Here is a 20,857-nt window from a genome sequence, read left to right on the forward strand (position 1 = left end):
TAAATCAAGAGGCGACACCCTTACCCCCCACCTCGGTCGGCGCACCCGTACGCCGGGACGCCGTACGGAAGGGACAGCCGTGGTCGCCCCACGTTCACTCCGCATCTGCCTCCTCACCGCCCTGTCCGCCGGACTGGTCGCGTCCGCCACCGTCGCCCCCGCCGGGGCGGAACCCGCCGACGTCCGAGCCGTGACGTTCTCCGACACCTTCGACGGGCCCGCCGGCGCGGGCGTCGACTCCTCGAAGTGGCAGCTCGAGACCGGCGACAACGTCAACAACCACGAGCGGCAGTACTACACCTCGGGCACCAACAACGCGGCCCTGGACGGCCAGGGGCATCTGGTGATCACGGCCCGCCGTGAGAACCCGGCCAACTACCAGTGCTGGTACGGCACCTGCGAGTACACGTCGGCACGGCTCAACACCGCCGGCAAGTTCACGGCCCAGTACGGGCATGTCGAGGCACGGATCAAGGTGCCGCGCGGGCAGGGCATGTGGCCCGCGTTCTGGATGCTGGGCAACGATCTCGGGCAGGTCGGCTGGCCCGCCTCGGGCGAGATCGACGTCATGGAGAACGTCGGCTTCGAGCCCTCCACCGTGCACGGCACCATCCACGGACCCGGCTACTCCGGCTCTGGCGGCATAGGCGCGGCCTACTCACTGCCGAGCGGTCAGGCCTTCGCCGACGACTTCCACACCTTCGCCGTCGACTGGGCACCCGACTCCATCACCTGGTCGGTGGACGGCACCGTCTACCAGCGGCGCACACCCGCCGACCTCGGCGGCAACGCCTGGGTCTTCAACAAGCCGTTCTTCCTCATCCTCAACCTCGCGGTCGGCGGCTACTGGCCCGGCGACCCGGACGGCTCCACGGTCTTCCCACAGCAGTTGGTGGTGGACCACGTCTCGGTGACCACGGGCGACTGAGCGCTCCGCCGGCTGTGCCGATATGCGGCTCCGCGCCCCTTCGGGGCGCGGCCGTAATTCGCTTGCCTTCGCCACGGGTCGACGCTGCACTGTGGCCAGACATCACGAGTCGTGGTGCCGGTATCCCGGGAGGCAGCGGCAATGGAGATCCGTACCACGACCGACAAGGATCTCGACGTCTTCGTCGACACAGTCCATGCCGCGTTCGGGCGCTTCCCGGAAACGCCGGTCGAGGGCGGCGGGCTCTGGTGGTCGGCGCTCGAGACGGACCGCTGCCTGCTCGCCCTGACGGCGGACGGGCGGCCCGTCGGCACCGCCGCCACGCACTCGTTCGAGCTCACTCTGCCCGGTGAGACCCTCGTCCCGGCCCCCGGGGTGACCGCCGTCGGCGTCCTGCCCTCGCACCGGCGCCAGGGCGTGCTCAGCGCGATGATGCGGCATCAGCTCGCCGAGCTTCGGGACCGCGGGGAGTGCCTTTCCGTGCTGCTGGCCTCTGAGGCACCGATCTACGGCAGGTTCGGCTACGGACCGGCGACCTACACGGCGCGGCTGAAGGTACCGCGCCACAAGGCCGCCCTCGCCGTTCCCCGGGCGGGCGGAGTGGCCCAGGAACCGGCGACCGGCTCGGACAACGGCTCGGTCGAGGTGCTGCGTCGGGCCGAGTGCGGCGAGATTCTGGAAGAGGTCTACGACCGCTATCGCCGCGCCCAGCCCGGCGCGCTGTCCCGGCCGCACCGCTGGTGGGCCTTGCGCGCGGGGCAGCCCCCGATCTCGCCGGCGCCGCGCCACGTCGCTGTCCACCGGGACCCCGACGGCGTCCCGGACGGGTACGCCAGCTACGCGGTCGAGTCCGGCACCCTGACGGTCGACGAGACCATCACCACCGACGACGCCGTCTTCACGGCCCTGGCCCGGTTCGTACTCGGTCACGACCTGGTCTCTCAGATCGTGTTCCAGCACGTCCCGCCCGATCACCAGCTGCGTTGGCAGCTCGCGGACTTCCGCGCCGGCGAGGTGAGCGGCGACATGGACTGGCTCTGGGTGCGGCTGCTGGACGTCCCGCGTGCGCTGACCGCGCGCGGCTGGTTCATGGACGGCGAGCTCGTCCTCGACATCGACGACCCGTTCCTCGGCGAACACGACCGCTACCTGCTGACCGTCCGGGACGGCAAGGCCGACTGCGTCCCCACGGACCGGAGGCCCGACCTGTCCCTGGACATCAGCGACCTGGGCTCCGTCTACCTCGGCGGCACCGCCCCGAGCACGCTCGTCCGTGCCGGACACATCCGGGCCCACCGCCCAGGTGCAGCCACCCTCGCTGACGCGCTCTTCCGCACCGAGCGCTCCCCGCACTGCCTGCACTGGTTCTGACGGTGAGATTGATCTTGTTCAGGGATTCCAGAAGACCGAGGTGAACGCGCGGTCGAAGTGCCGTGCGGTCAGGTCCTCGCGCTGGATCACCCAGTGGACCGTGGCGCTCTCCCAGCCCGGCACGTCCATGCCGGTCTGCCAGTCGGCCAGGAGGACCCAGTCCGAGACGTCGCCCGAAACCGGTCCGTCCCACCGGCCCGCTTCCGCCGCTTCCACGGCCCTGGTCACGGCAACGGCGAGCGGGTCGGTGTAGATCGCCTCTTCATCGGCGTATCCCCCGATCTGCAGCGGCCCCTCGGGGGCGATGTCGTCACGGAGGCTCTTCCAGACCGCGGCGAGTTCCTCGGAGCGGGGATGCCCCGGAAGCGGACCGCTCCCCGGCTTGTCGAGGAATTCGACCGCGTGGTGGTGGGGCAGCGACACCTGGGGCGTCGCCCGCAGTGGGCCCTGCGGGAACGCCTCGAACATCGCCTCGTCGTCGTCGATGTCGAAGGAGTTCCAGGCGTGTCTGTCCCGTTCCACCACGGCCGAGCCTGCGGGGACGTACACCACGCTGCCCATGGTCTCGGGATCGTCGGCGGTCTCGGGGAAGGCGAACAGCAGCAGGCGGCCGTCGGGAGGCAGGGGCAGGTCCGTCGCGTGGGCGGGCAGGGCCGCGAGGTCGAGGGAGGCGACGAAGGGGTGGGCGGGGTCCGGGGTGTCGGCCGGAAGCAGGAGCGGACCGCCGAAGTGGCCCACGACCGGCCCCTCCCCGTCCCGTGTCAGCGTCGCGCAAGGGCGGGCGGTGGCCAGCCATCGCTCTACGTCGCCGGCGGGGATGCCCCGCGCGATCGCCTCGTCACGGAAGGGACGTAACCGGTCACGCGTCTCAGGAGTCATGGGCAAACCGTAGAGGGAGGCACTGACACAGGCGTGGCGCGGGTGCCTCCCAACCGCGGCCTACCGCGGCGGGCGCCCACGAGGTCGCGCTTCTAGTGCATGCGCCAGGTGAACTTGTCGCCGCCCACCCAGCGGACCACGTCCGGGTCGTCCAGGTCGTGAACCGTGATCCCCCAGGCGGCGGCTGCCTGGAGTACGTCGGTGACGGTCTTCGCCTCACCGACCACCTGTCCGTCGATCTCCACGATGCGGAACGGCGGCGTGCCCGGCTGTACCCCGAGCACCATGATCCGTGGGTGGGAGATATAGGGGCTCGCTGCTTCGGTCATGCAATAGAGCGTAGAGCGGATCCGGCCATCGCGAACCATATGAGCCGCCCTTGAAGCGGGGCGAAACGACCGGTCGCGTTCCCTGCGGCACTGGGCAACCCTGGAGGAGGAGGTGGCGATGGATCCCGTGGAGGCCCTGGAACGGATCGCCTTCCTACTGGAGCGGTCCCTTGCGCCGACGTACCGCGTACGCGCCTTCCGCACCGCCGCCGAGGTGCTGTCCCAGCTTTCCGAGGACGAGGTGCGTGCGCGGGCGGACGGTGGGTCGCTGGAGAAGCTCAAGGGGGTCGGCCCCAAGACGGCGCAGGTGGTGCGGGACGCGCTGGCCGGCGGCGTGCCCGGATATCTGCGGAAGCTGGAGGACGAGGCCGGAGGTCCGCAGGGCGAGGGCGGTGAACGGCTGCGGGCGCTGCTGCGCGGTGACTGCCATCTGCACTCCGACTGGTCGGACGGCGGCAGTTCGATCAGGGAGATGGGCCGGACCGCGGCACGGCTCGGGCATGAGTGGGCGGTCCTGACCGATCACTCACCCCGGCTGACCGTGGCTCGCGGCCTGTCCGCCGACCGATTGCGCGCCCAGTTGGACGTGGTGGCGGAGCTGAACGAGCAGTGGGCGCCGTTCCAGCTGCTCACCGGCATCGAGTGCGACATCCTCGAGGACGGCTCGCTGGACCAGGAGCCGGAGCTGCTGGAGCGGCTCGACGTCGTGGTGGTGTCGGTGCACTCCAAGCTCCGGATGGACGCCCGCGCGATGACGCGCCGCATGGTGGCCGCCGTACGCAATCCGCTGTCGGACATCCTCGGGCACTGCACGGGACGGCTGATCATCGGGCGGGGTAGCAGCGACCCACGGCCGGAATCGCGGTTCGACGCGGACGAGGTGTTCGCCGCGTGCGCCGAGACGGGTACGGCGCTGGAGATCAACAGTCGTCCGGAGCGGCTCGACCCGCCGCGGCGGCTGCTGCGCCGGGCCGTGGAGGCGGACGTGCTGTTCTCGATCGACACCGACGCGCACGCACCGGGCCAGCTGGACTGGCAGATCCTCGGCTGCGCACGGGCCGAGGAGTGCGGGGTGCCCGCGGAACGGGTGGTCACCACCTGGCCGGTGGACGACCTGCTGACCTGGGCGCGGGAGCGTCGGCTGCCCGGGTGACCCAGATCACCGCGGGCACCGGAACACCCCAAGGTAGTTCCCCGTTGAACAGACCGTGGGTGCGGATGGGACAGTGTCCCCGGGCCTCACCTTTTGCCCACAGGGACGATCGTTCGGCTGAAGCCCTGTGGAGCCTTTCGCCGAGAGGCGACCGCCATCCGTGCCCACCCTTTGGCCGCCCCGACCGTGATTCCCCCGTCCGGTCGGGGCTTTCCTTTTGCCCAGGTTCGTTCCGCAGTGCGCTCGCCTTGACTTCGAGAGCACTCCAATTCGTAGCGTTCAAGGCATGAACACTGCACAGCACAAGATCGGCTCGGGTTTCGGTGCCACGAGCACCGCGGACGACGTCCTCCAGGGCATCGACCTGACCGGGAAGCTCGCGATCGTCACCGGCGGCTACTCGGGCCTCGGCTTGGAGACGACCCGCGCGCTCACCAAGGCCGGCGCCCGGGTCGTCGTACCCGCCCGCCGCCCGGCCGCCGCGCGGGAGGCCCTCGCCGGTGTCGACGGCGTCGAGGTGGACGAGATGGACCTCGGCGACCTGGACAGCGTGCGCGGCTTCGCCGAGCGGTTCCTCGCCTCCGGCCGCACGATCGACTTCGTCATCGACAGCGCCGGGATCATGGCTTGCCCGGAGACCCGGGTCGGTCCCGGCTGGGAGGCGCAGTTCGCCACCAACCACCTCGGCCACTTCGCCCTGGTGGGCCGGCTGTGGCCGGCCATCGAGCCGGGCGGCGCCCGCGTCGTCTCGGTCTCGTCGCGCGGCCACCACTACTCCGGGATCCGCTGGGACGACCCCCACTGGCACGACGGCTACGACAAGTGGCTGGCATACGGACAGGCCAAGACGGCGAACGTCCTGTTCGCGGTGCACCTCGACCGGCTCGGCCGGGAGCGCGGCGTACGGGCCTTCTCGCTGCACCCGGGCGGCATCCTCACGCCGCTCCAGCGCCATCTGCCAAAACAGGAGATGGTCGAGCGCGGCTGGATCGACGAGGCCGGCAATCCGCTGAACCCCGAGGACTTCAAGACACCGGAGCAGGGCGCGGCCACCCAGGTGTGGGCGGCGACCTCGCCCCAGCTGGCCGGCATGGGCGGCGTGTATCTGGAGGACTGCGACATCGCCGAGCCCGCTCCGGCCGACGGCGAGTTCGCGGGCGTCAAGGACTGGGCACGGGACCCCGAGGAGGCGGCGCGGCTGTGGGAACTGTCGGTGAAGCTGACCGGCGTGAACCCGTTCGCGGCGTAAGCGCTCCGCGGGGTGCCGTGATGGGCCGTCGTTCGTCTGCGGGTTCGTTGTGGCTGGTCGCGCCCGCGCGGCGGAGCCGCATAGTGACACAGCCCCGCGCCCCTTCGGGGCGCTGCCGAACCGCAGCCGACCAGGGCCGCTTAGGGCCCGCGGGTCACCTGACTGGCTCACGCCGAGTGCGGCCCGCGCGGAATGTGCACAGGGCCCGTCGCGGGTCACCCGGAGGGCTCGTCCGGTACCGGCTGTTCCGGGTGGACGCCGGCCGACTGCGGGGAGCCCTGGCGGCCGGTGCCCGCCTCGTCGGTGTCGGGCAGAGCCTCGTCGGTGTCGGCGGTCGTGTCCTCGGGCGGCACCTCCCACGGGTCGTCGCCCGTGTCGGCCTGCTGGTCCTGCGGATCCCGCGGTACGGGACCTTCGCGTCGGTCGTCGGCCATGGCGCCCTCCCTTCGCGTGGTCCGAGCGCTCCCGAGTACCTCCGCCGGTCACCGGCGAAACCTCAGTGCGGAGCCCGCTCCCGAAGCGCCGCGCGCCAGGCGGGCGCCGGGCCCTCGGGTACGGGCTCGGCGCGGCGGCCGCCGCGGGCGAAGAAGTCGGCGAGCGGCAGGATCGCGGCGCCCACGGTGACCGCGTCGGGACCGAGCCTGCCGAGGTCGATGGTGACCCGCTCGGCCGGGTGGCGCAGCGCGTACGACACGGCATGGCGCCGTACGGCGGGTAGGAACCGCGCGCCGAGCTGGAGCCCGGCCCAGCCGCCGATGAGGATGCGCTCGGGCTGGAAGAGGTTGATCAGGTCGGACAGCCCGGCGCCCAGGTACTCGGCGGTCTCCTCCAGGACGGCGAGCGCCACCGGATCGGCCGCACCGCCCTCGGCGGGATACGCGGCGGCCAGCATCGCCGTCAGCGCCGTCTCCTCGTCGGTGCCCTCCGGCGGGCGCCCGCCCCGCTCACCCCACCGTTCGAGCAGCGACTCGGCACCGGCGTACGCCTCCAGGCAGCCGAGCGCACCACACCGGCAGCGGCGCCCCCTGACCCGTACCGTCAGATGGCCCCACTCCACCGCCCGCCCGTGCTCCGCCTCCGGCGTGACCAGGCAGGCGCCCACCCCCGAGCCGAAGAGCACGACGACCGCGTTGCGGGCGCCGCGTCCGGCGCCGAACCACATCTCGGCCTGGCCGAGGGTCTTGGCGCCGTTGTCGATGAAGTACGCGACGGTGTCGGGCAGGGGAGAGCCGTCACGGAGCAGCGCTTCGAGGGGGACCGCGTCCCAGCCGATGGTCTGCCCGTGGACCACGGTGCCGCGATCCGGCGTGCGTTCGACGATGCCGGGGACGCCGATGCCGACGCCCAGCAGCCGTTCGGGCGCGATCCCTGCGGTGGCGAGCACCTCGGTGATGCCGTCGCGGATGTGACCGACGATGACCTCGACGTCGTAGCCCTGATGGGTCAACGGGCGTTCGGTGCGGGCGAGTTCGGTGAGGGTGAGGTCGAACAGCTCGATGCGGACCCGGGTTTCGCCGACGTCGACGCCGATCATGTGGCCGCTGCCGGGTGCCACGCGCAGCAGGGTGCGCGGGCGGCCGCCGTCGGAGTCGACGCTGCCGGCCTCCTCCAGCAGGCCGTCGGCGACCAGGTCGGCGACGACGTTGCTGACGGAGCCGGAGCTGAGCCCGGTCACCGGGCCGAGTTCGAAGCGGCTGAGGGGTCCGTCGAAGTAGAGCCGTTCCAGTACGGCCGTACGGTTGGCCCGTCTGAGGTCGCGTACCGTGCGCCCGTTCCGCCCCGCCATGTGGCTCCCTCGATCTGAATTGAGGACCCTCGTCGGGTCAGCGAGCGGCCAGTTCCTGGATCTCGTCGAGGGCGAGGAGGAGTTCGGGTGCGACCGCGGTCTGGACCCAGCCGTCACGCTCCTGGCCCGTCGCCCGTGGGACCGTCTCGGTGATCATGATCAGGTAGAGGTAGCTGCGGTAGAGGGCCAGGCGGAGGCGGGCCGGCGTGTCGAAGACGGCGCGGCCCCCGGCCTCCCGGTAGCCCGCCAGGAAGTCCTCGTCCTTCTTGATGTCACCCAGCAGCGCCAGGGAGACGAAGTCGGCCAGCGGGTCGCCCCAGAACATGCGCTCCCCGTCGATGAGGCCGCCGATACGGGCCACCCCCGTCGAGCGGTCCACCAGGATGTTGCCCTGCCAGAGGTCGAAGTGGACGAGGTACGGGACGGCGACCTCGTCGAGGGCGGGGAAGGCGGCCCCAAGGATGCGGGCCACCTCGTCGGCGGGGCGGGGCAGCCGGGCGCGGTAGTCGCGGGCGTCGTCGAGTACGGCGTCGAGCATGCCGGTGAAGGCGGTCCGCCAGTCGTCGGCGAGGGGGCCCAGGGCGCCGGACGGGTAGCCGAAGCCGGGGCCCGTGACCCGGTGGAGCCGGGCCACCTGACGTCCCAACTCCGCGCGCAGGGCTACCCGTTCGGCAGCGGTGAGCGCATCGTCCCACGGGTCGCCCGGGCAGGCGGTCATCAGCAGATGACGAGCGCCCGCGTCCCCGCCGACCGCCACGACGCGCGGCGCTGATACGTCGGCCTTGGCGGCCCCGTCGTAGAACTCGGCCTCGGAGACGAGGAGTTCACGCTCGTGGCGCAGGCCGGGCGTGGTCTCCGCGGGCGGGATCTTCAGCACGTAACGGGTGCCGTCGGTCAGCCGGAGTTCCTCGACCGTGTTGTACGTGCCGCCGTGCAGCGGGCGGAGGTGGGCGAGGCGCTCGGGCGGGATCTCCGCCGCCTCCAGGACGTTCCGCGCCCGCTCCCAGGAGTCCACCACCGTGCGCCCACCCCTCCCCTTCGACCACCCTGCGGCGTACACGTCCTCGACGTAACGCCCCTCGCCCATCGGCCCGTTGAGCCACCGCTCGGCAGCCGCCACGTCGGCGTCCGGTGTGCGTTCCCGGTACAGGGTACGGAACGCGCCCCGCACGGCACTGGTCGCCCGCCCCTATGCGCTGGGCGTCCTCGCGTCAGCGACGCCGGCCGTGCCGGAACAGGCTGTGCCGGCTCCCTCCGGGGCGCCGAAGCGGGCGAGGGTGTGCCACACCATTTTCAGGTCCTGGAGTTCGTGGTGTCCCGTGCGCGCCGCGTTTCCGATGATCCGCGGGTCGAGGCGGCCCTCCTCGGCGATCCGGGCGCCCAGGTCGGCGTACTCGGGGCCGCGGTAGTCCGCGTGGCTGCGCACCTCGGCCGCGGTGAGCCGGTAGCCGGGGTGCCATTCGAGCAGGAAGGGCAGCGCGCGGGCCGCCGCCTCGATCGCGGTGCCCCGGTAGCTCGCGTCCAGGACGAGCGCCTCCACGTCGCGGGCGAGGACGACGCCGCCGTGGACCTGGGCCTCGATGTAGTCGTTGAGCGGGTCCTGCCGGTCCGCCTCGGCCAGGGCGATCAGGGACATTCCGGCGGCCACGCCGAAGTCGGCTGGCTCGGCCGCGCTGTCGGGGTAGCAGAAGGTGGCGCGGGCGAGCGTGGCGCCGGTCAGCCGGAGGTGCGAGGACCCGAACCGTGGGGCCGCGCCGACCACTTGGCGCCGGAAGTTCAGAGCGCCGTACACGGGCCGGTCCTGCGGATCGGCGTCGTCGTACGCTCCGCCGAAGATCCGGCTCTCCCAGCGCCAGCGGTCGCCGCCGGGATGTGCGGTGAGGCCGCCGTTGCTCACGCCCGTGACGAACTGCGAGTGGTACGTGCCGTCCCGGGCCAGCGCATCGAGGATGGGGACGCCGCCGACCAGCCGGTCCGGGTGGAAGTTGAGCGTGATGCACAGATCCGGGTCGACGGCCGGACCGGCGGAACGGCCCGCCACATGCCCCAGCGCCGCCCGCGCCCGCGGTGACCCGACGTCCCGGAAATCCACTGGCTTCCCCTCCCCTGGGCTACCTACCCTAGGCTCAAACCTAATACCCCTAGGAAAACCCTAGGAATCCGATCCGCAGTCCCAGGAGACCTCCCCATGAGATCACTCACCGAGCAGGACATCCGCAACTCATTTATCAACTGCTCGAAGGGCGAGGCCAAGCGGCTGGCCATACCCCGGGATCTCGACGAACGCCCCTGGGGCGACCTCGACTTCCTCGGCTGGCGTGATCCGGGAGCACCCGATCGCAGCTATCTGGTCACCGAGCGGGAGGAGCGGTTCGTCGGCGTGACACTGCGGTTCCCGTCCTCGCAGCGCGGCTTCCTGCACCGCAGCATGTGCTCGCTCTGTCTGACGACCCACCCGGGAGGCGGCGTCTCCCTGATGACCGCCCGCAAAGCGGGCACGGCGGGCCGCGAGGGCAATACGGTCGGCGTGTACATGTGCACCGACCTCGCCTGTTCGCTGTACGTACGCGGCAAGAAGATCCCGCAGTCCGGGATCCGCATCGAGGAGAGTCTGACCATGGACGAACAGATCGCCCGCACCACGGGCAATCTGTCCGCGTTCCTCGACAAGCTGTACGTCTAGACGTCCCGCTAGTTGTCCCGCAGCGTCGAGGCCTCCACGTCATGGAGGTGGATCAGGACGTCGTGCGAGCGGCTCAGCGCAATGTCGTTCGGGCCGTCCGGATACGCGGTGCCGATGGTGCGCGTCGGCCGGGCCTTCGCCAGCCACTCGCGGGCCGGCGATCGGACCGACCGCAGGTCCACGACGTAGTCGCGGTGACGCACCCGGTCGAGGGTCCGTTCGTTGCTGCCGGGGCCCGCCGGTCCCAGCGTCCAGCGGCGGACGGCTTCTTCGTCGAGGCCGGTGGCGTTGAACGAGCCCCGGTCGAAGGTCACACCGACGCTCACATACCCGGCGCCGAGGCTCTCCCGCAGAAACGCGCCCTGCATCTTCGGGTTGGACGCGGGATCGACCGCCACATAGCCGACGTGCTCGTCATGCGCCGAGAGCAGCACCTTCGTATCGGTGTGCCGCTGCCACCACACGACGTTGGCGGCCATCGCCCCGTCCCGGTAGCGCATGGCCTCGGCGATCTGGGCGGGGTCCTCGAAGTCGAAGGCGTACTGCCGGGCGGTCTGGTCGATCACCGTCGCGTTCTGGACGGCCCGGTCGTACGCCGCCCGGTCCGCGTCGGGGCCCTGGCCGCGCAGCAGATCCAGCGCCTCGCCGGTGCGCTCGGCCATCTCCCGGCGTTCCGCATACGGCTTGCTCATGTACTGCTCGATATAGGCCTTGGTCGCCACAGTGGGCCGTAGCCCTCGGTAGAGCTCGGCGAAGCGGGGGCCGAGCTCCGGGCGGGTGGCGGCCACATGGTCCGTCACCGCGTCGTACAGCTCGGGTCCGGTCCAGGCGATGTCGTCGCCGATGAAGCGGACGGGATCGCTGGGATGCCGGACGTTGTACGCCCGCATCCACTCGACGAGCCGCAGATAGTCGGTGTTGTTCCACCACAGGTAGTCGCGCTGGAACTCCTCGCGCATGATGCGCCGCGGGTCGCCCTTGCCGTACCGCACGTAGGCGTCGAGACGCAGGCCGGTGCTCCAGGGGGCCTCCAGGGCGAAGGTGCGGAAGCCCTTCTCCTCGACGAGGTGGCGGAAGACGCGGTCCTTGAGGGCGAAGAAGTCGTGCGAGCCATGGGTGGCCTCCCCCACGCCGACCACCTGCGCGTCGCCGATCATCCGGTCGAGGGGACGCAGATCGCCGGTGCTGCCGCCGGGTTCGACGGTGCGCAGCGGATGGGCGGCGTGGTCGAGGGCCTGGACAACGGTGGTGGCCGGTGCGGCCGTGACCGGAACGGCGGCCGTCGCCGTACCGAGAGTGATGAGCAGGGTCAGGACTGTTCCGGTCCGATGCCATGTCATGATCCAATGCTGTCGCGCCCGGTCCGGCGGGCACCATCCGGCGGTCCACCGTCCTCGGGCGCGGACATCCGGAGCGCGACAGCGGGGGTTTTCCTCAGTACGTTCGATGCGCCTGAGGAAGGGAAGATCCCAAGGGATGCGAGATGTGCGTGAGCGGACGGAGTCCCTCGAGCGCCTGGTGAAGAAGCAGCGCCGGGACCCCGTCGTCGTCCAGACGCTGCGGTCGGCCGCCGCCGCGACGATCGCCTACGTCATCGCGCTGCGCCTGAGCCCCGAGCAACTGCCGCTCACCGCGCCGCTGACCGCGCTGCTGGTCGTCCAGGTCACCCTCTACGCCACGCTCACCAACGGCATCCGCCGGGTGAACTCGGTGGTGGCCGGGGTCCTCGTGGCCATCGCCTTCAGCCTGCTGGTGGGGCTGACCTGGTGGAGTCTCGCCCTGCTGATCCTCGCCGCGCTGGCGGTGGGACATCTGGTGCGGGTCGACGAGTACGTCCCCGAGGTCGCGATCAGCGCCATGCTGGTCCTCGGCGTGACCACCGTCGGGGACACGGCATGGGCGCGGGTGGTGGAGACGCTCATCGGCGCGGTCGTCGGTCTTGGCTTCAATCTGCTGCTGGCGCCGCCGGTGTGGGTCGACCAGGCGGGTGAGTCCATCGAGGGGCTGGCGCGCCGGCTGCGGCAGCTGATGCTGAGCATGGGTGGGGAGGTGGCCGGCCGTACCCCGGTCGAGCAGACGGCCGCACGGCTGCACGAGGCACGTCGGCTCGATCACGACATCGTCGAGGTGGACGCGGCGCTGCGGCAGGCCGAGGACAGTCTGCGGCTCAACCCGCGCGTGCGGGAGGGCCTGCTGCACCGGGTCGTGCTGCGCACCGGCCTGGACACGCTGGAGATCTGCACGGTCGTCCTGCGCGTCCTCGCCCGCAGCTTCACCGACCTGGCCAAGGAACGCGACCCCGAGCCGCTGTTCACGCCGCCGACGGGCGCCGCCGTGGAACAGCTGCTGGCCGAGATCGCCGACGCCGTGGTCAGCTTCGCCGTCCTGGTCACCACCAGCGTCAGCGCCAACGCCGAGTCGGCGGAGGCCCGGCTCACCGCCGAGCTGCACACCGCTGCGGCCACCCGCGACAAACTCGCCCAGCTGCTGCGCGAGGAGGCCGAGCGCGAGACCCGGCACTGGCAACTGTTCGGCGCCGTCCTGACCGAGGTGAACCGCATCCTCGACGAGCTCGACACCGAGCACCGCACACGTCGTCTGCTGGAGGAACTGGACCGCGTGTCGCAGGATCAGCGCGCCCGGATGCCGCGTCTGACCCGGCTGCGCGAACGTCTGGGCGTCCAGGAGCAGCTGTGGCGGAACCGCACCGGTATGGGCGGGCGTTTCCGGTAGAGGACGCCGGGACGGGCCGGCACCGGATGCAAGGGAGCGGGCCGATGACCGATGCCGACACGACCGTACGGATCGACGGGAACACGCTGCGGCTGCCGGGCGGGGTGGCGGTGCGGTTCATCCGCACGCTGCGTCTGCCCGAGACGGGCACGCACGCGTTGCCGCCGGGGCTCGGCGAGTTCCCGGTCCGGCGTGTGGCGGACTATCCGGACACCGTGCCCGAGCAGTGGCGCTCGCGCGGCGGTGTGATGCTGCCGGTGTATCTGCGTGAGGCGATGTGGCTGAGCTTCGCGGGCACCACCGAACCGGCCGCCCTGCAGGTCGGCGTGGGCAAGGTGTGCGCCGTCTCGGGCCGACCGTGGAGCGACCGGCTCTCCCGCAAACCCCAGAACTACGTGGTCCTCCCCCGCCAGCCCTGGCTGGACGGCATCAACTCCGGGAAGGGCACGGTCCGCCAGTTCGTGGCGGTGCCGCTGGGGATGGGCGCGACCGTCGAGGGCCAGGTCACGGGCGAGGAGGTCTGGGGCGGCGTACAACTGCAGTCGTTCCCGCTGAACAAGGGGGCGCTGGCCGTGTGGCGCGAGGAGCAGCGGCTGCGGGCCGAGCGTGAGATGCGGTCCCGGAACTCGGCCGGGGGCTTCGGCGCCGCGCTGCCGATGTCGGCACCCGCGGCACCCGGCGCCGCTCCGGCCGGCCGGGCGCGGCCCGCCGCGGCGATGGGGCTCGGCGTCGGCGGCTCCATGCGCCAGGAGGTCTACGAGGACGACCGGCCGGCGACGGACTGGTCCGAGGAGCCCGCCGGGCGGGTGTACGTCCATCTGGTGACGCCCCCGGAGTGGCGCCGTATCACCGGCGAAGCCCCGCCGCCGTCCCCGGTGGACCGGGCGGCCTACACGAGCGCGGGACTTCCGTGGTTCGACTACTACGACCAGGACGCGGAGGATCTCGCTCCCACCGACACCCTGGAAGGGGTGAAACCGGTCGGCGACTGGATCGGTGACGACCACGAACCCTGGCAGGAGCCGTCGCCGGGCCAGGTGAAGCCTCTCAAGGACGCGCCCGGCAAGGCGGTGGAGGACGGCGACTGGTGACCGTTGCGGCTGCTGCAACGCGCGGTGCTGTTCTTGCACGCCGAGGGTGATCCACGCGAGGGTGGCTGTCGGGACGACCGACGACCTGAGGTGTGGACATGAGCAGTGGTGGCTTGAGCAGGCGCCGATTCGTCGGCGCCCTCGCGGGAACGGGCGCCGCGGTGGCCCTCCCGGCATGTGACAAAGCCTCGGCGCCCGCCGCGGACACGACACCCCCCGAGACGACCGCGAGCACACCCCGCGAGGCCGCCAAGCCCTCCGGCCCCCGCCCCCTGTACCTCGGCACCTACACCTCCGTCGACGGCGGCGGCAAGGGCATCGGCCTGGCGACGTATGACGCCGCCACCGGCCGGATCACCGGCGAGGAAACCATCGAGGACGTCGGCGATCCGTCGTATCTGGCGCTTCATCCGAACGGCCGCACGCTGTACGCCGTCAATGAGCGCGAGGACGGTGCCGTGACCGCCGTCCGGCTGTCCGACCACAAGATCCTAGGTAGCCGGAGCACCGGCGGCGGGGCTCCCTGTCATCTGTCGGTGCATCCGGGCGGGCGCTGGCTGCTGAGCGCCAACTACGCCTCCGGCAGTGTGGCCGTGCACTCCATCGACGCCTCCGGCGCTCTCGGCGAGCGCACCGACCTGGTCACGCACACCAGTCCGGCACCGGGCCCGGGTCAAGAGGGCCCGCACGCCCACCAGTTCGTCACCAGTCCCGACGGCGGCCATGTCCTCGCCGTCGACCTCGGCACGGACACCGTCTACACCTACCGCCTCGACACCCGCGCGGGCACCCTCACCGAGGTCTCCCAGGCCCAGACGCACGCCGGCGCGGGCCCCCGGCACCTCACCTTCCACCCCGGCGGCCGGTACGCCTACCTGGCCAACGAGGTGGACGACACCGTCTCGGTGTGCGCATACGACCGCGCCTCCGGTCGCCTGACGATCGGCGAGCCGCAGTCCACGGGCACCGGTGAGGGCACCAGCTACCCGGCGCAGATCGTGGTGACACCGAACGGCGCGTACGCCTATCTCGCCAACCGGGGCCACAACAGCCTCGCGCGCTACGCGGTGGAGGCCGACGGCGCCCGGCTCAGGCTGCTGGGCACGGTGCCGGTGTCCGGTGACTTCCCCCGGCAGATCGCCCTCGCGCCGGACGGCACCCTGCTGTTCGCGGCGAACCAGAGGTCGAGCACGGTGAGCGTGTTCCACGTGGACGCCGGCAGTGGTGAACTGCGGCTCGCGGGCGACCCGTTCGCCTCACCCGTCGCCGTCTGTGCGCTGCCGCTGTAGCGCGCGGGGGCAGGAGGCTGCGCTGGCCTGCGAGAGCAGGATGTGCATGCGCTCGGTGAGTTGCGCTACGTCGTCGGCGGGCCGGTGGAACGCCAGTCGTACGTCGCCGTGGGCGCGGGTGCGTTCGATGCGCAGTGTCAGTCCGTGCCGGTCGACGGCGAGGGGCTGGACCTTCACCGCGCCGTGCAGGCTCTCGGGCTCGACGAGCCGGGTGAGCCGCTCGACGGCGTCGCCGTGGCAGTCCGCGAGGTGCGTCAGCAGCCGGGACTCCGCCGTGGCCAGCGGGTCCGGTGCGGCGGCGGCGAACTCGTCGAGGTCGACGACCACGGCACCGGTGGACTGCCGCAGCACCACGCGTGTGGCGTGGAACGCGAGGAGGTCACCCTCGGGGGCGAACCAGCCGGCGAGCCAGAGCCGGGCGCGGATCCGGCTGCGTACGGGGACGGGGGCGACGTCGGCGAACTCCAGGACGGCGGACGGCTCGCCGCGGGGCGCGCAGATCGCCGCCGCGAGCAGCGCGCTGTCCTCGGGCACGCTCAGGAGCACCCGTCCGTCGTCGTCCACGGAGTGCGCGCCGACGAACTCCTCCCGTCCGCCGTCCGCGGTCACCGCGCAGGACCACGCGGTGGCGAGCAGCGAACGGGCCCGCTCCGCCGCGGCAGGCGCGGCCGTCCAGGATTGGCTGTCACCCATCCCCAAACCTCCTTAGGTAAGCCTTGCCTAACTTACCCAAGATCGGGGCGCACGCCAACCAGGTCACGCGAACCTGTGCGACGGTGAGGAGAATTCAGGGCCCGAGCACGCCCAGCAGGGCCCGTGCGCAGAGGTCCCGTACTTGCTCCCGCGAAAGGTCCGAGCCCCGCAGCCACTCCAGACAGACGGCCGTCGTGAACGCCAGCCAACCGCGCACGGCGAGCCGGACATCAGGGCGCTCCCGCGTGAGGGGGCCGAACTCGGGGTCCTCGGCCAGCACCGCCAGGATCTGCTGCTCATGGGCGCGCAGGGCGCGCTGATAAATACGGCGCACGCCCTGGTCCCCCGCCGCGTCGGCCCGATGGAAGGCGCGGAAGCCGTGCGCGTGCGCCTCGACGTAGGCCAGATACGTGTCGAGGTTGGCCGCCAGTTGCTCGCGCACCGGCACCCCCGGCACCGCCGCGGTCATCCGCAGCATCCGCTCGCTCTCCCGTGCCACGACCGCCGCGAAGAAGTCACGCTTCGTCGGGAAGTAGTGGTAGAGCAGTCCACGCGAGACCCCGGCGATCTCGGCGACCTGCTCGATCCACACGTCGTCGTACGGACTCTCCGAGAACAACCGCGCCCCGACACCGAGGAGTTGCTCACGGCGCTCCTCGGTACTGAGCCGGCGGCGTATCGGCCCGCTCTGATTCGCGGTCATCCCCGAACTTTACTTGACGTCGATTCAATAGCGGGACCAGACTGGATCGCGTTGTTGAACCCGCGTACAACACGCTCAACGCACCGCTGGACCAAGGGAGATCGCGTCATGGCGGAGACGACGACCAGGGCCGCGGTGCCGAAGGGGTTCCGCAGCGCCGAGCAGGGCTGGCCTGAGCTGCACCGCATTCCGCATCCTCCGCGCAGGCTCCCGCTGCTCGGCGATGTGCTCGGCGCCAGCAGGACCAAGCCCTTGCAGGACTCCCTGCGCTACGCCCGGCAGTTGGGGCCGATCTTCCGGCGCAAGGCGTTCGCCAACGAGATCGTGTTCGTGTGGGGCGCTGGCCTCACGGCCGACCTCTCCGACGAGTCCCGCTTCGCCAAACACGTGGGCCTCGGGATCGCCAACCTGCGGCCGATCGTCGGGGACGGGCTGTTCACGGCGTACAACCACGAGCCCAACTGGCAACTGGCGCACGACGTCCTGGCCCCGGGCTTCAGCCGGGAGGCCATGGCGGGCTACCACCCGATGATGCTGGACGTGGCCGGGCGGCTCACCGACCACTGGGACCGGGAGCTCGCGGCGGGCCGGGCCGTGGACGTGCCCGGGGACATGACGAAGCTGACCCTGGAGACGATCGCGCGCACCGGATTCGGGCACGACTTCGGCTCCTTCGAACGATCCCGGCCGCACCCCTTCGTCACGGCGATGATCGGCACGCTCTCCTACGCCCAGCGGCTCAACACCGTGCCGCCGCCGCTGGCTCCGCTGCTGCTCAAGCGCGCCTCCCGGCTCAACGACGCCGACATGGACCTCCTCAACCGCACGGTCGACGACATCGTGCGCGCCCGCCGCGCTTCCGGACGCGGGAACGGCGACCTGCTCGACCGGATGCTGGAGACGGCCCATCCGGAGACCGGCGAGCGGCTGTCGCCGGAGAACGTCCGCCGCCAGGTGATCACCTTCCTGGTGGCGGGCCACGAGACCACGTCCGGCGCGCTCTCCTTCGCCCTGCACTATCTCTCCCAGCACCCCGAGGTCGCGGCCCGTGCCCGCGCCGAGGTGGACCGCGTTTGGGGCGGCTCCGTGGCCCCCGGCTACGACCAGGTGGCCAAGCTGCGGTACGTGCGCCGGGTGCTGGACGAGTCGCTGCGGCTGTGGCCGACGGCGCCGGCCTATGCCCGGGAGGCCCGCCAGGACACGGTGCTGGCCGGAGAGCATCCGATGCGGCGGGGGGCCTGGGCGCTGGTGCTCACGCCGATGCTGCACCGCGAGCCCGAGGTGTGGGGCGCCGACGCCGAGCGGTTCGACCCGGACCGCTTCGACGCCACGGCCGTACGGTCCCGTCCCGCGCACACCTTCAAGCCGTTCGGCACGGGGGCGCGGGCCTGCATCGGCCGCCAGTTCGCGCTGCACGAGGCCACGCTGGTGCTGGGTTTGCTGCTGCGCCGCTACGACCTACGGGCCGACCCCGCGTACCGGCTGCGGGTGACGGAGCGGCTGACGCTGATGCCGGAGGGGCTGCGGCTGCACCTGGAGCCGCGGCGCAAAGCTGTGCCGGCTCCTCGGTCAGAGGCTCCCTGTCCAGTGCGCGGGACGGGCGACTGACTCCGGCAGCTTCGTGCCCGCGCTGCCCCTGGCCGCGTTCACCTGGGGCTGGGTGAGGAAGAACGCGCCGGTCAGGTCGGCGTCGGTGAGATCGGCGTCCCGCAGGTCGGCACCGATCAGATCCGCCCCGCGCAGGTCGGCGCCGGTCAGGTCGGCCGCGATGAGGTAGGCGCCGCGGAGGCTGACGCCACGCAGGTCGGCGCCCTTGAGTCGGGCGCCCATGAGGTCCGCGCCCCGGCGGTCCTTCCGGCGACCGCGCGTACGCGCCCGCACCAGTTCGCTGGTCCGCAGCAGCAGGGCGTTGACGTCCTGCCGGTGGGCGCCGACGTCCAGCGCGCCGAGTTCCTCCGGCGTCAGGCGGGTCAGCTCCTCGGTCTTCTCCAGGGCCCGGCGCAGATCGGCGTGGACGGGGCGGGCGGCGGGCAGGGTGAGCGCCTCGGTGAGATACCAGAGCAGTTCGTGGAGCTGGCGGACGACCGGGAACACGTCGAACATCCGGCGGGCCTGATCACGCGGGCCCGTGCGCCAGTCCTGTCCGCCGAAGGTGACCTGGGAGACCTTCTGCCCGGCGCCGAAACAGTCGTAGACCGTGCAGCCGGTGAAGCCCTTCTGCCGGAGGCGGGCGTGGATGCCGCAGCGGTGGTCGTCCTGAAGGTTCCGGCAGGGCGTCCCGGCGGCCTTGTCGACCGCGAAGTCCGCCGAGGCGGTGAAGGGCAGCGCGACACAGCACAGGCCGAAGCAGTTCGCGCAGTCTCCGCGCAGGTCGACGAGGTCGCCGGGTTGATCTTCCATGCGACCAGCCTAATGTCCGCCCCGAAAGGAAAGCTCACCGATGAATTTCCGGCGGTGTGGGGGTCTCCACATACAACAGAAAACAAGCTCGGCTACCAAAGAGATACGAGCCGGCAAGGCAGGAGCCAACGGATCGAGGAGAGACATCATGTGCAGCCATCAGCCCCCGTGCCCCACCGCCGACAGCGCGGACCACCACGCCGCCGTGATCGTCTCGGCCCACCCCGAGCAGGGCTGGAGCCTCCTGTGCAACGGCACGATCGTCTTCGACGACACCGGTGAACTGCTGCCGGACGGGCGGGTCGTGAGCCCGCACCGCATCCTTGGCACGCTGGCCGTCGCGGCGTGAGGCCTCCGGCGCGGTTGGAACACTGCGGCGCCGTCGTGGCTGGTCGCGCAGTTCCCCGCGCCCCTTCGGGGCGCTGCTGCACCGCAGCCGAAACCGCGCCACGTCCGGTCAGCGGGCCGCCAGGCTGGAGCGGCGTACTACCAGTTCTGGCTGGAGTACGACGCGGCGGTGCTCGTGTCGTCTCGGGCCGGTGCTTTCCGCCTCGGATTCCTCCAGGAGCAGTTCGGCGGCCAGGGCGCCCATGGTGACGGCGGGCTGGCGGACCGAGGTGAGGGGGACGGCGGCGGCTGCGGCGAACTCGATGTCGTCGTAGCCGACGATCGCGAGGTCGTCGGGGACGGAGACCCCGGCGGCGAACATGGCCTGGAGGACGCCGAGGGCGAGCAGGTCGTTGGCGCAGAACACGGCGGTGGGGCGGTCGGCGAGGCCGAGGAGGCGGGCGCCCGCGTCCCGGCCGGCGGCGACGTCGAGCCGCTCGGTGGGCAGTTCGCGCAGGGCGCCGGGGCCGAGACCCGCCTCGGTGAGCGCGTTGAGCGCGCCGGTGCGGCGGTCGCGCACCTGATTGAGGCCGGGCGGCCCGCTGACGTACGCGATGGAGCGGTGCCCGGCGTCCACGAGATGGCGCACGGCCAGCGCGCCGCCCGCGACGTCGTCCACCGAGACCGAGCACTCGGTCGTGCCCTCGGCGACACGGTCGACCAGCACGAAGGGGATGCCGTGGCGGCGGAACGCGTCGATGTTGCGTCCGCTGGCATCGGTCGGCGTCAGCAGAACGCCGCGTACCCGCTGCTCGGCGAAGAGCGACAGATAGTCGGCCTCCTCCCCCGCGCTCTGCGCGCTGTTGCAGACCATCACGCCGAGCCCGGCCTGGCGCGCGGCCCGCTCGGCGCCGCGCGCGACGTCGACGAAGAAGGGGTTGCCCATGTCGAGGACGAGCAGGCCCATGATCCGGCTGCGGCCCGCGCGCAGTTGGCGCGCGGACTCGCTGCGGACGTAGCCGAGCCGGTCGATCGCGGACAGCACCCGGGCACGGGTCTCCGTGGCGACGGAGTCCGGGCGGTTGATCACGTTCGACACCGTGCCGACGGAGACTCCGGCGGCGCGGGCGACGTCCTTGATACCCACCGACTGGGCCATCAGGCAGGGACCTCCAGGGAAACGAGGGGCGGCGGGAAGGTCTTCACATTACCGTCATGCCGCCCCATCAGTGCTGCGGTGGTG

The 20,857-nt window shown here is 71.6% G+C and carries 21 protein-coding genes; 10 read left to right on the forward strand and 11 right to left on the reverse strand.

The features are described from left to right. Window positions 1-79 precede the first annotated feature (79 nt). Window positions 80-928, forward strand: coding sequence for a glycoside hydrolase family 16 protein (locus AB0I98_RS18195; protein ID WP_362942410.1), 849 nt, complete (start codon window positions 80-82; stop codon window positions 926-928). A 141-nt stretch (window positions 929-1,069) separates the two neighbouring features. Next, window positions 1,070-2,299, forward strand: a complete 1,230-nt coding sequence (locus AB0I98_RS18200; RefSeq protein ID WP_362942413.1) for a GNAT family N-acetyltransferase — start codon at window positions 1,070-1,072, stop codon at window positions 2,297-2,299. An 18-nt stretch (window positions 2,300-2,317) separates the two neighbouring features. Here AB0I98_RS18200 and AB0I98_RS18205 read toward each other — a convergent pair whose 3' ends face one another. Continuing rightward, on the reverse strand, window positions 2,318-3,178 hold the full coding sequence (locus AB0I98_RS18205) for a DUF1963 domain-containing protein (protein WP_362942416.1): 861 nt from the start codon (window positions 3,176-3,178) through the stop codon (window positions 2,318-2,320). A 92-nt stretch (window positions 3,179-3,270) separates the two neighbouring features. Then, window positions 3,271-3,507: a hypothetical protein gene (locus AB0I98_RS18210; RefSeq protein ID WP_362942419.1), complete on the reverse strand. Its 237-nt coding sequence runs from the start codon at window positions 3,505-3,507 to the stop codon at window positions 3,271-3,273. A 118-nt stretch (window positions 3,508-3,625) separates the two neighbouring features. Between AB0I98_RS18210 and AB0I98_RS18215 the strand changes: the two genes are divergently transcribed. Further along, a complete protein-coding gene (locus tag AB0I98_RS18215; RefSeq protein WP_362942422.1) occupies window positions 3,626-4,660 on the forward strand; it encodes a PHP domain-containing protein in 1,035 nt (344 codons plus the stop codon). 286 nt (window positions 4,661-4,946) lie between these two features. Next, the gene (locus AB0I98_RS18220; protein WP_362942425.1) at window positions 4,947-5,909 is read left to right on the forward strand and encodes an SDR family NAD(P)-dependent oxidoreductase; all 963 of its coding nucleotides are present in this window, start codon (window positions 4,947-4,949) and stop codon (window positions 5,907-5,909) included. A gap of 215 nt (window positions 5,910-6,124) precedes the next feature. Here the strand turns inward: AB0I98_RS18220 and AB0I98_RS18225 are convergent, their stop codons facing one another. From AB0I98_RS18225 to AB0I98_RS18240, 4 genes are all read right to left on the reverse strand, one after another. Continuing rightward, window positions 6,125-6,343, reverse strand: coding sequence for a hypothetical protein (locus AB0I98_RS18225; RefSeq protein ID WP_362942428.1), 219 nt, complete (start codon window positions 6,341-6,343; stop codon window positions 6,125-6,127). Between the two features lie 62 nt (window positions 6,344-6,405). Then, a complete protein-coding gene (locus AB0I98_RS18230; RefSeq protein WP_362942431.1) occupies window positions 6,406-7,695 on the reverse strand; it encodes an ROK family protein in 1,290 nt (429 codons plus the stop codon). Between the two features lie 37 nt (window positions 7,696-7,732). Continuing rightward, window positions 7,733-8,713 carry an aminoglycoside phosphotransferase family protein gene (locus AB0I98_RS18235; protein ID WP_362942600.1) on the reverse strand — a complete coding sequence of 327 codons (981 nt, stop codon included), beginning with the start codon at window positions 8,711-8,713 and terminating at the stop codon, window positions 7,733-7,735. Window positions 8,714-8,884: 171 nt separating this feature from the next. Further along, window positions 8,885-9,787 (reverse strand): DUF3626 domain-containing protein, encoded by a 903-nt coding sequence (locus AB0I98_RS18240; protein WP_362942434.1) that lies wholly within the window; start codon window positions 9,785-9,787, stop codon window positions 8,885-8,887. A 96-nt stretch (window positions 9,788-9,883) separates the two neighbouring features. Between AB0I98_RS18240 and AB0I98_RS18245 the strand changes: the two genes are divergently transcribed. Beyond that, complete coding sequence (locus tag AB0I98_RS18245) at window positions 9,884-10,378, forward strand: FBP domain-containing protein (RefSeq protein ID WP_362942437.1); 495 nt, start codon at window positions 9,884-9,886, stop codon at window positions 10,376-10,378. Window positions 10,379-10,386: 8 nt separating this feature from the next. Here AB0I98_RS18245 and AB0I98_RS18250 read toward each other — a convergent pair whose 3' ends face one another. Continuing rightward, a complete protein-coding gene (locus AB0I98_RS18250; RefSeq protein ID WP_362942440.1) occupies window positions 10,387-11,718 on the reverse strand; it encodes an erythromycin esterase family protein in 1,332 nt (443 codons plus the stop codon). A gap of 136 nt (window positions 11,719-11,854) precedes the next feature. Between AB0I98_RS18250 and AB0I98_RS18255 the strand changes: the two genes are divergently transcribed. The 3 genes from AB0I98_RS18255 to AB0I98_RS18265 all read left to right on the forward strand — a co-directional run bounded on the left by AB0I98_RS18255 (window position 11,855) and on the right by AB0I98_RS18265 (window position 15,491). After that, complete coding sequence (locus AB0I98_RS18255; protein ID WP_362942443.1) at window positions 11,855-13,111, forward strand: FUSC family protein; 1,257 nt, start codon at window positions 11,855-11,857, stop codon at window positions 13,109-13,111. A 44-nt stretch (window positions 13,112-13,155) separates the two neighbouring features. After that, on the forward strand, window positions 13,156-14,202 hold the full coding sequence (locus AB0I98_RS18260) for a hypothetical protein (protein ID WP_362942446.1): 1,047 nt from the start codon (window positions 13,156-13,158) through the stop codon (window positions 14,200-14,202). Between the two features lie 98 nt (window positions 14,203-14,300). Next, complete coding sequence (locus tag AB0I98_RS18265) at window positions 14,301-15,491, forward strand: lactonase family protein (protein WP_362942449.1); 1,191 nt, start codon at window positions 14,301-14,303, stop codon at window positions 15,489-15,491. Here the strand turns inward: AB0I98_RS18265 and AB0I98_RS18270 are convergent. After that, window positions 15,459-16,184: a DUF2470 domain-containing protein gene (locus tag AB0I98_RS18270; protein WP_362942452.1), complete on the reverse strand. Its 726-nt coding sequence runs from the start codon at window positions 16,182-16,184 to the stop codon at window positions 15,459-15,461. The genes AB0I98_RS18265 and AB0I98_RS18270 overlap by 33 nt on opposite strands. Window positions 16,185-16,278: 94 nt before the next feature. Next, window positions 16,279-16,887: a TetR/AcrR family transcriptional regulator gene (locus tag AB0I98_RS18275; RefSeq protein ID WP_362942455.1), complete on the reverse strand. Its 609-nt coding sequence runs from the start codon at window positions 16,885-16,887 to the stop codon at window positions 16,279-16,281. 108 nt (window positions 16,888-16,995) lie between these two features. On the opposite strand from AB0I98_RS18275, the gene AB0I98_RS18280 reads away from it, so the two are divergent. After that, the gene (locus AB0I98_RS18280) at window positions 16,996-18,495 is read left to right on the forward strand and encodes a cytochrome P450 (protein WP_362942458.1); all 1,500 of its coding nucleotides are present in this window, start codon (window positions 16,996-16,998) and stop codon (window positions 18,493-18,495) included. Here the strand turns inward: AB0I98_RS18280 and AB0I98_RS18285 are convergent. After that, window positions 18,457-19,287, reverse strand: a complete 831-nt coding sequence (locus AB0I98_RS18285) for a pentapeptide repeat-containing protein (protein WP_362942461.1) — start codon at window positions 19,285-19,287, stop codon at window positions 18,457-18,459. The two genes, AB0I98_RS18280 and AB0I98_RS18285, sit on opposite strands and share 39 nt — an antisense overlap. Before the next feature lie 148 nt (window positions 19,288-19,435). Here AB0I98_RS18285 and AB0I98_RS18290 point away from each other — a divergent pair, with 148 nt between their 5' ends. After that, window positions 19,436-19,636 carry a DUF5999 family protein gene (locus AB0I98_RS18290; RefSeq protein ID WP_362942464.1) on the forward strand — a complete coding sequence of 67 codons (201 nt, stop codon included), beginning with the start codon at window positions 19,436-19,438 and terminating at the stop codon, window positions 19,634-19,636. Between the two features lie 108 nt (window positions 19,637-19,744). Here AB0I98_RS18290 and AB0I98_RS18295 read toward each other — a convergent pair whose 3' ends face one another. Continuing rightward, window positions 19,745-20,773, reverse strand: coding sequence for a LacI family DNA-binding transcriptional regulator (locus tag AB0I98_RS18295; RefSeq protein ID WP_362942467.1), 1,029 nt, complete (start codon window positions 20,771-20,773; stop codon window positions 19,745-19,747). Window positions 20,774-20,857: the final 84 nt, after the last annotated feature.

Origin of the sequence: Streptomyces sp. NPDC050211 (assembly GCF_040656035.1) — a bacterium.
In the GTDB taxonomy this organism is placed as follows: Bacteria; Actinomycetota; Actinomycetes; order Streptomycetales; family Streptomycetaceae; genus Streptomyces.

Bases quoted from the DNA above. Each gene is read 5' to 3' on its own strand.
- AB0I98_RS18230 (WP_362942431.1), bottom strand. From the start codon at position 7,695: ATGGCGGGGCGGAACGGGCGCACGGTACGCGACCTCAGACGGGCCAAC.
- AB0I98_RS18295 (WP_362942467.1), bottom strand. From the start codon at position 20,773: ATGGCCCAGTCGGTGGGTATCAAGGACGTCGCCCGCGCCGCCGGAGTC.
- AB0I98_RS18200 (WP_362942413.1), top strand. From the start codon at position 1,070: ATGGAGATCCGTACCACGACCGACAAGGATCTCGACGTCTTCGTCGAC.
- AB0I98_RS18280 (WP_362942458.1), top strand. From the start codon at position 16,996: ATGGCGGAGACGACGACCAGGGCCGCGGTGCCGAAGGGGTTCCGCAGC.
- AB0I98_RS18205 (WP_362942416.1), bottom strand. From the start codon at position 3,178: ATGACTCCTGAGACGCGTGACCGGTTACGTCCCTTCCGTGACGAGGCG.
- AB0I98_RS18250 (WP_362942440.1), bottom strand. From the start codon at position 11,718: ATGACATGGCATCGGACCGGAACAGTCCTGACCCTGCTCATCACTCTC.
- AB0I98_RS18285 (WP_362942461.1), bottom strand. From the start codon at position 19,287: ATGGAAGATCAACCCGGCGACCTCGTCGACCTGCGCGGAGACTGCGCG.
- AB0I98_RS18270 (WP_362942452.1), bottom strand. From the start codon at position 16,184: ATGGGTGACAGCCAATCCTGGACGGCCGCGCCTGCCGCGGCGGAGCGG.
- AB0I98_RS18215 (WP_362942422.1), top strand. From the start codon at position 3,626: ATGGATCCCGTGGAGGCCCTGGAACGGATCGCCTTCCTACTGGAGCGG.
- AB0I98_RS18275 (WP_362942455.1), bottom strand. From the start codon at position 16,887: ATGACCGCGAATCAGAGCGGGCCGATACGCCGCCGGCTCAGTACCGAG.
- AB0I98_RS18260 (WP_362942446.1), top strand. From the start codon at position 13,156: ATGACCGATGCCGACACGACCGTACGGATCGACGGGAACACGCTGCGG.
- AB0I98_RS18290 (WP_362942464.1), top strand. From the start codon at position 19,436: ATGTGCAGCCATCAGCCCCCGTGCCCCACCGCCGACAGCGCGGACCAC.
- AB0I98_RS18225 (WP_362942428.1), bottom strand. From the start codon at position 6,343: ATGGCCGACGACCGACGCGAAGGTCCCGTACCGCGGGATCCGCAGGAC.
- AB0I98_RS18255 (WP_362942443.1), top strand. From the start codon at position 11,855: ATGCGAGATGTGCGTGAGCGGACGGAGTCCCTCGAGCGCCTGGTGAAG.
- AB0I98_RS18265 (WP_362942449.1), top strand. From the start codon at position 14,301: ATGAGCAGTGGTGGCTTGAGCAGGCGCCGATTCGTCGGCGCCCTCGCG.
- AB0I98_RS18210 (WP_362942419.1), bottom strand. From the start codon at position 3,507: ATGACCGAAGCAGCGAGCCCCTATATCTCCCACCCACGGATCATGGTG.
- AB0I98_RS18245 (WP_362942437.1), top strand. From the start codon at position 9,884: ATGAGATCACTCACCGAGCAGGACATCCGCAACTCATTTATCAACTGC.
- AB0I98_RS18220 (WP_362942425.1), top strand. From the start codon at position 4,947: ATGAACACTGCACAGCACAAGATCGGCTCGGGTTTCGGTGCCACGAGC.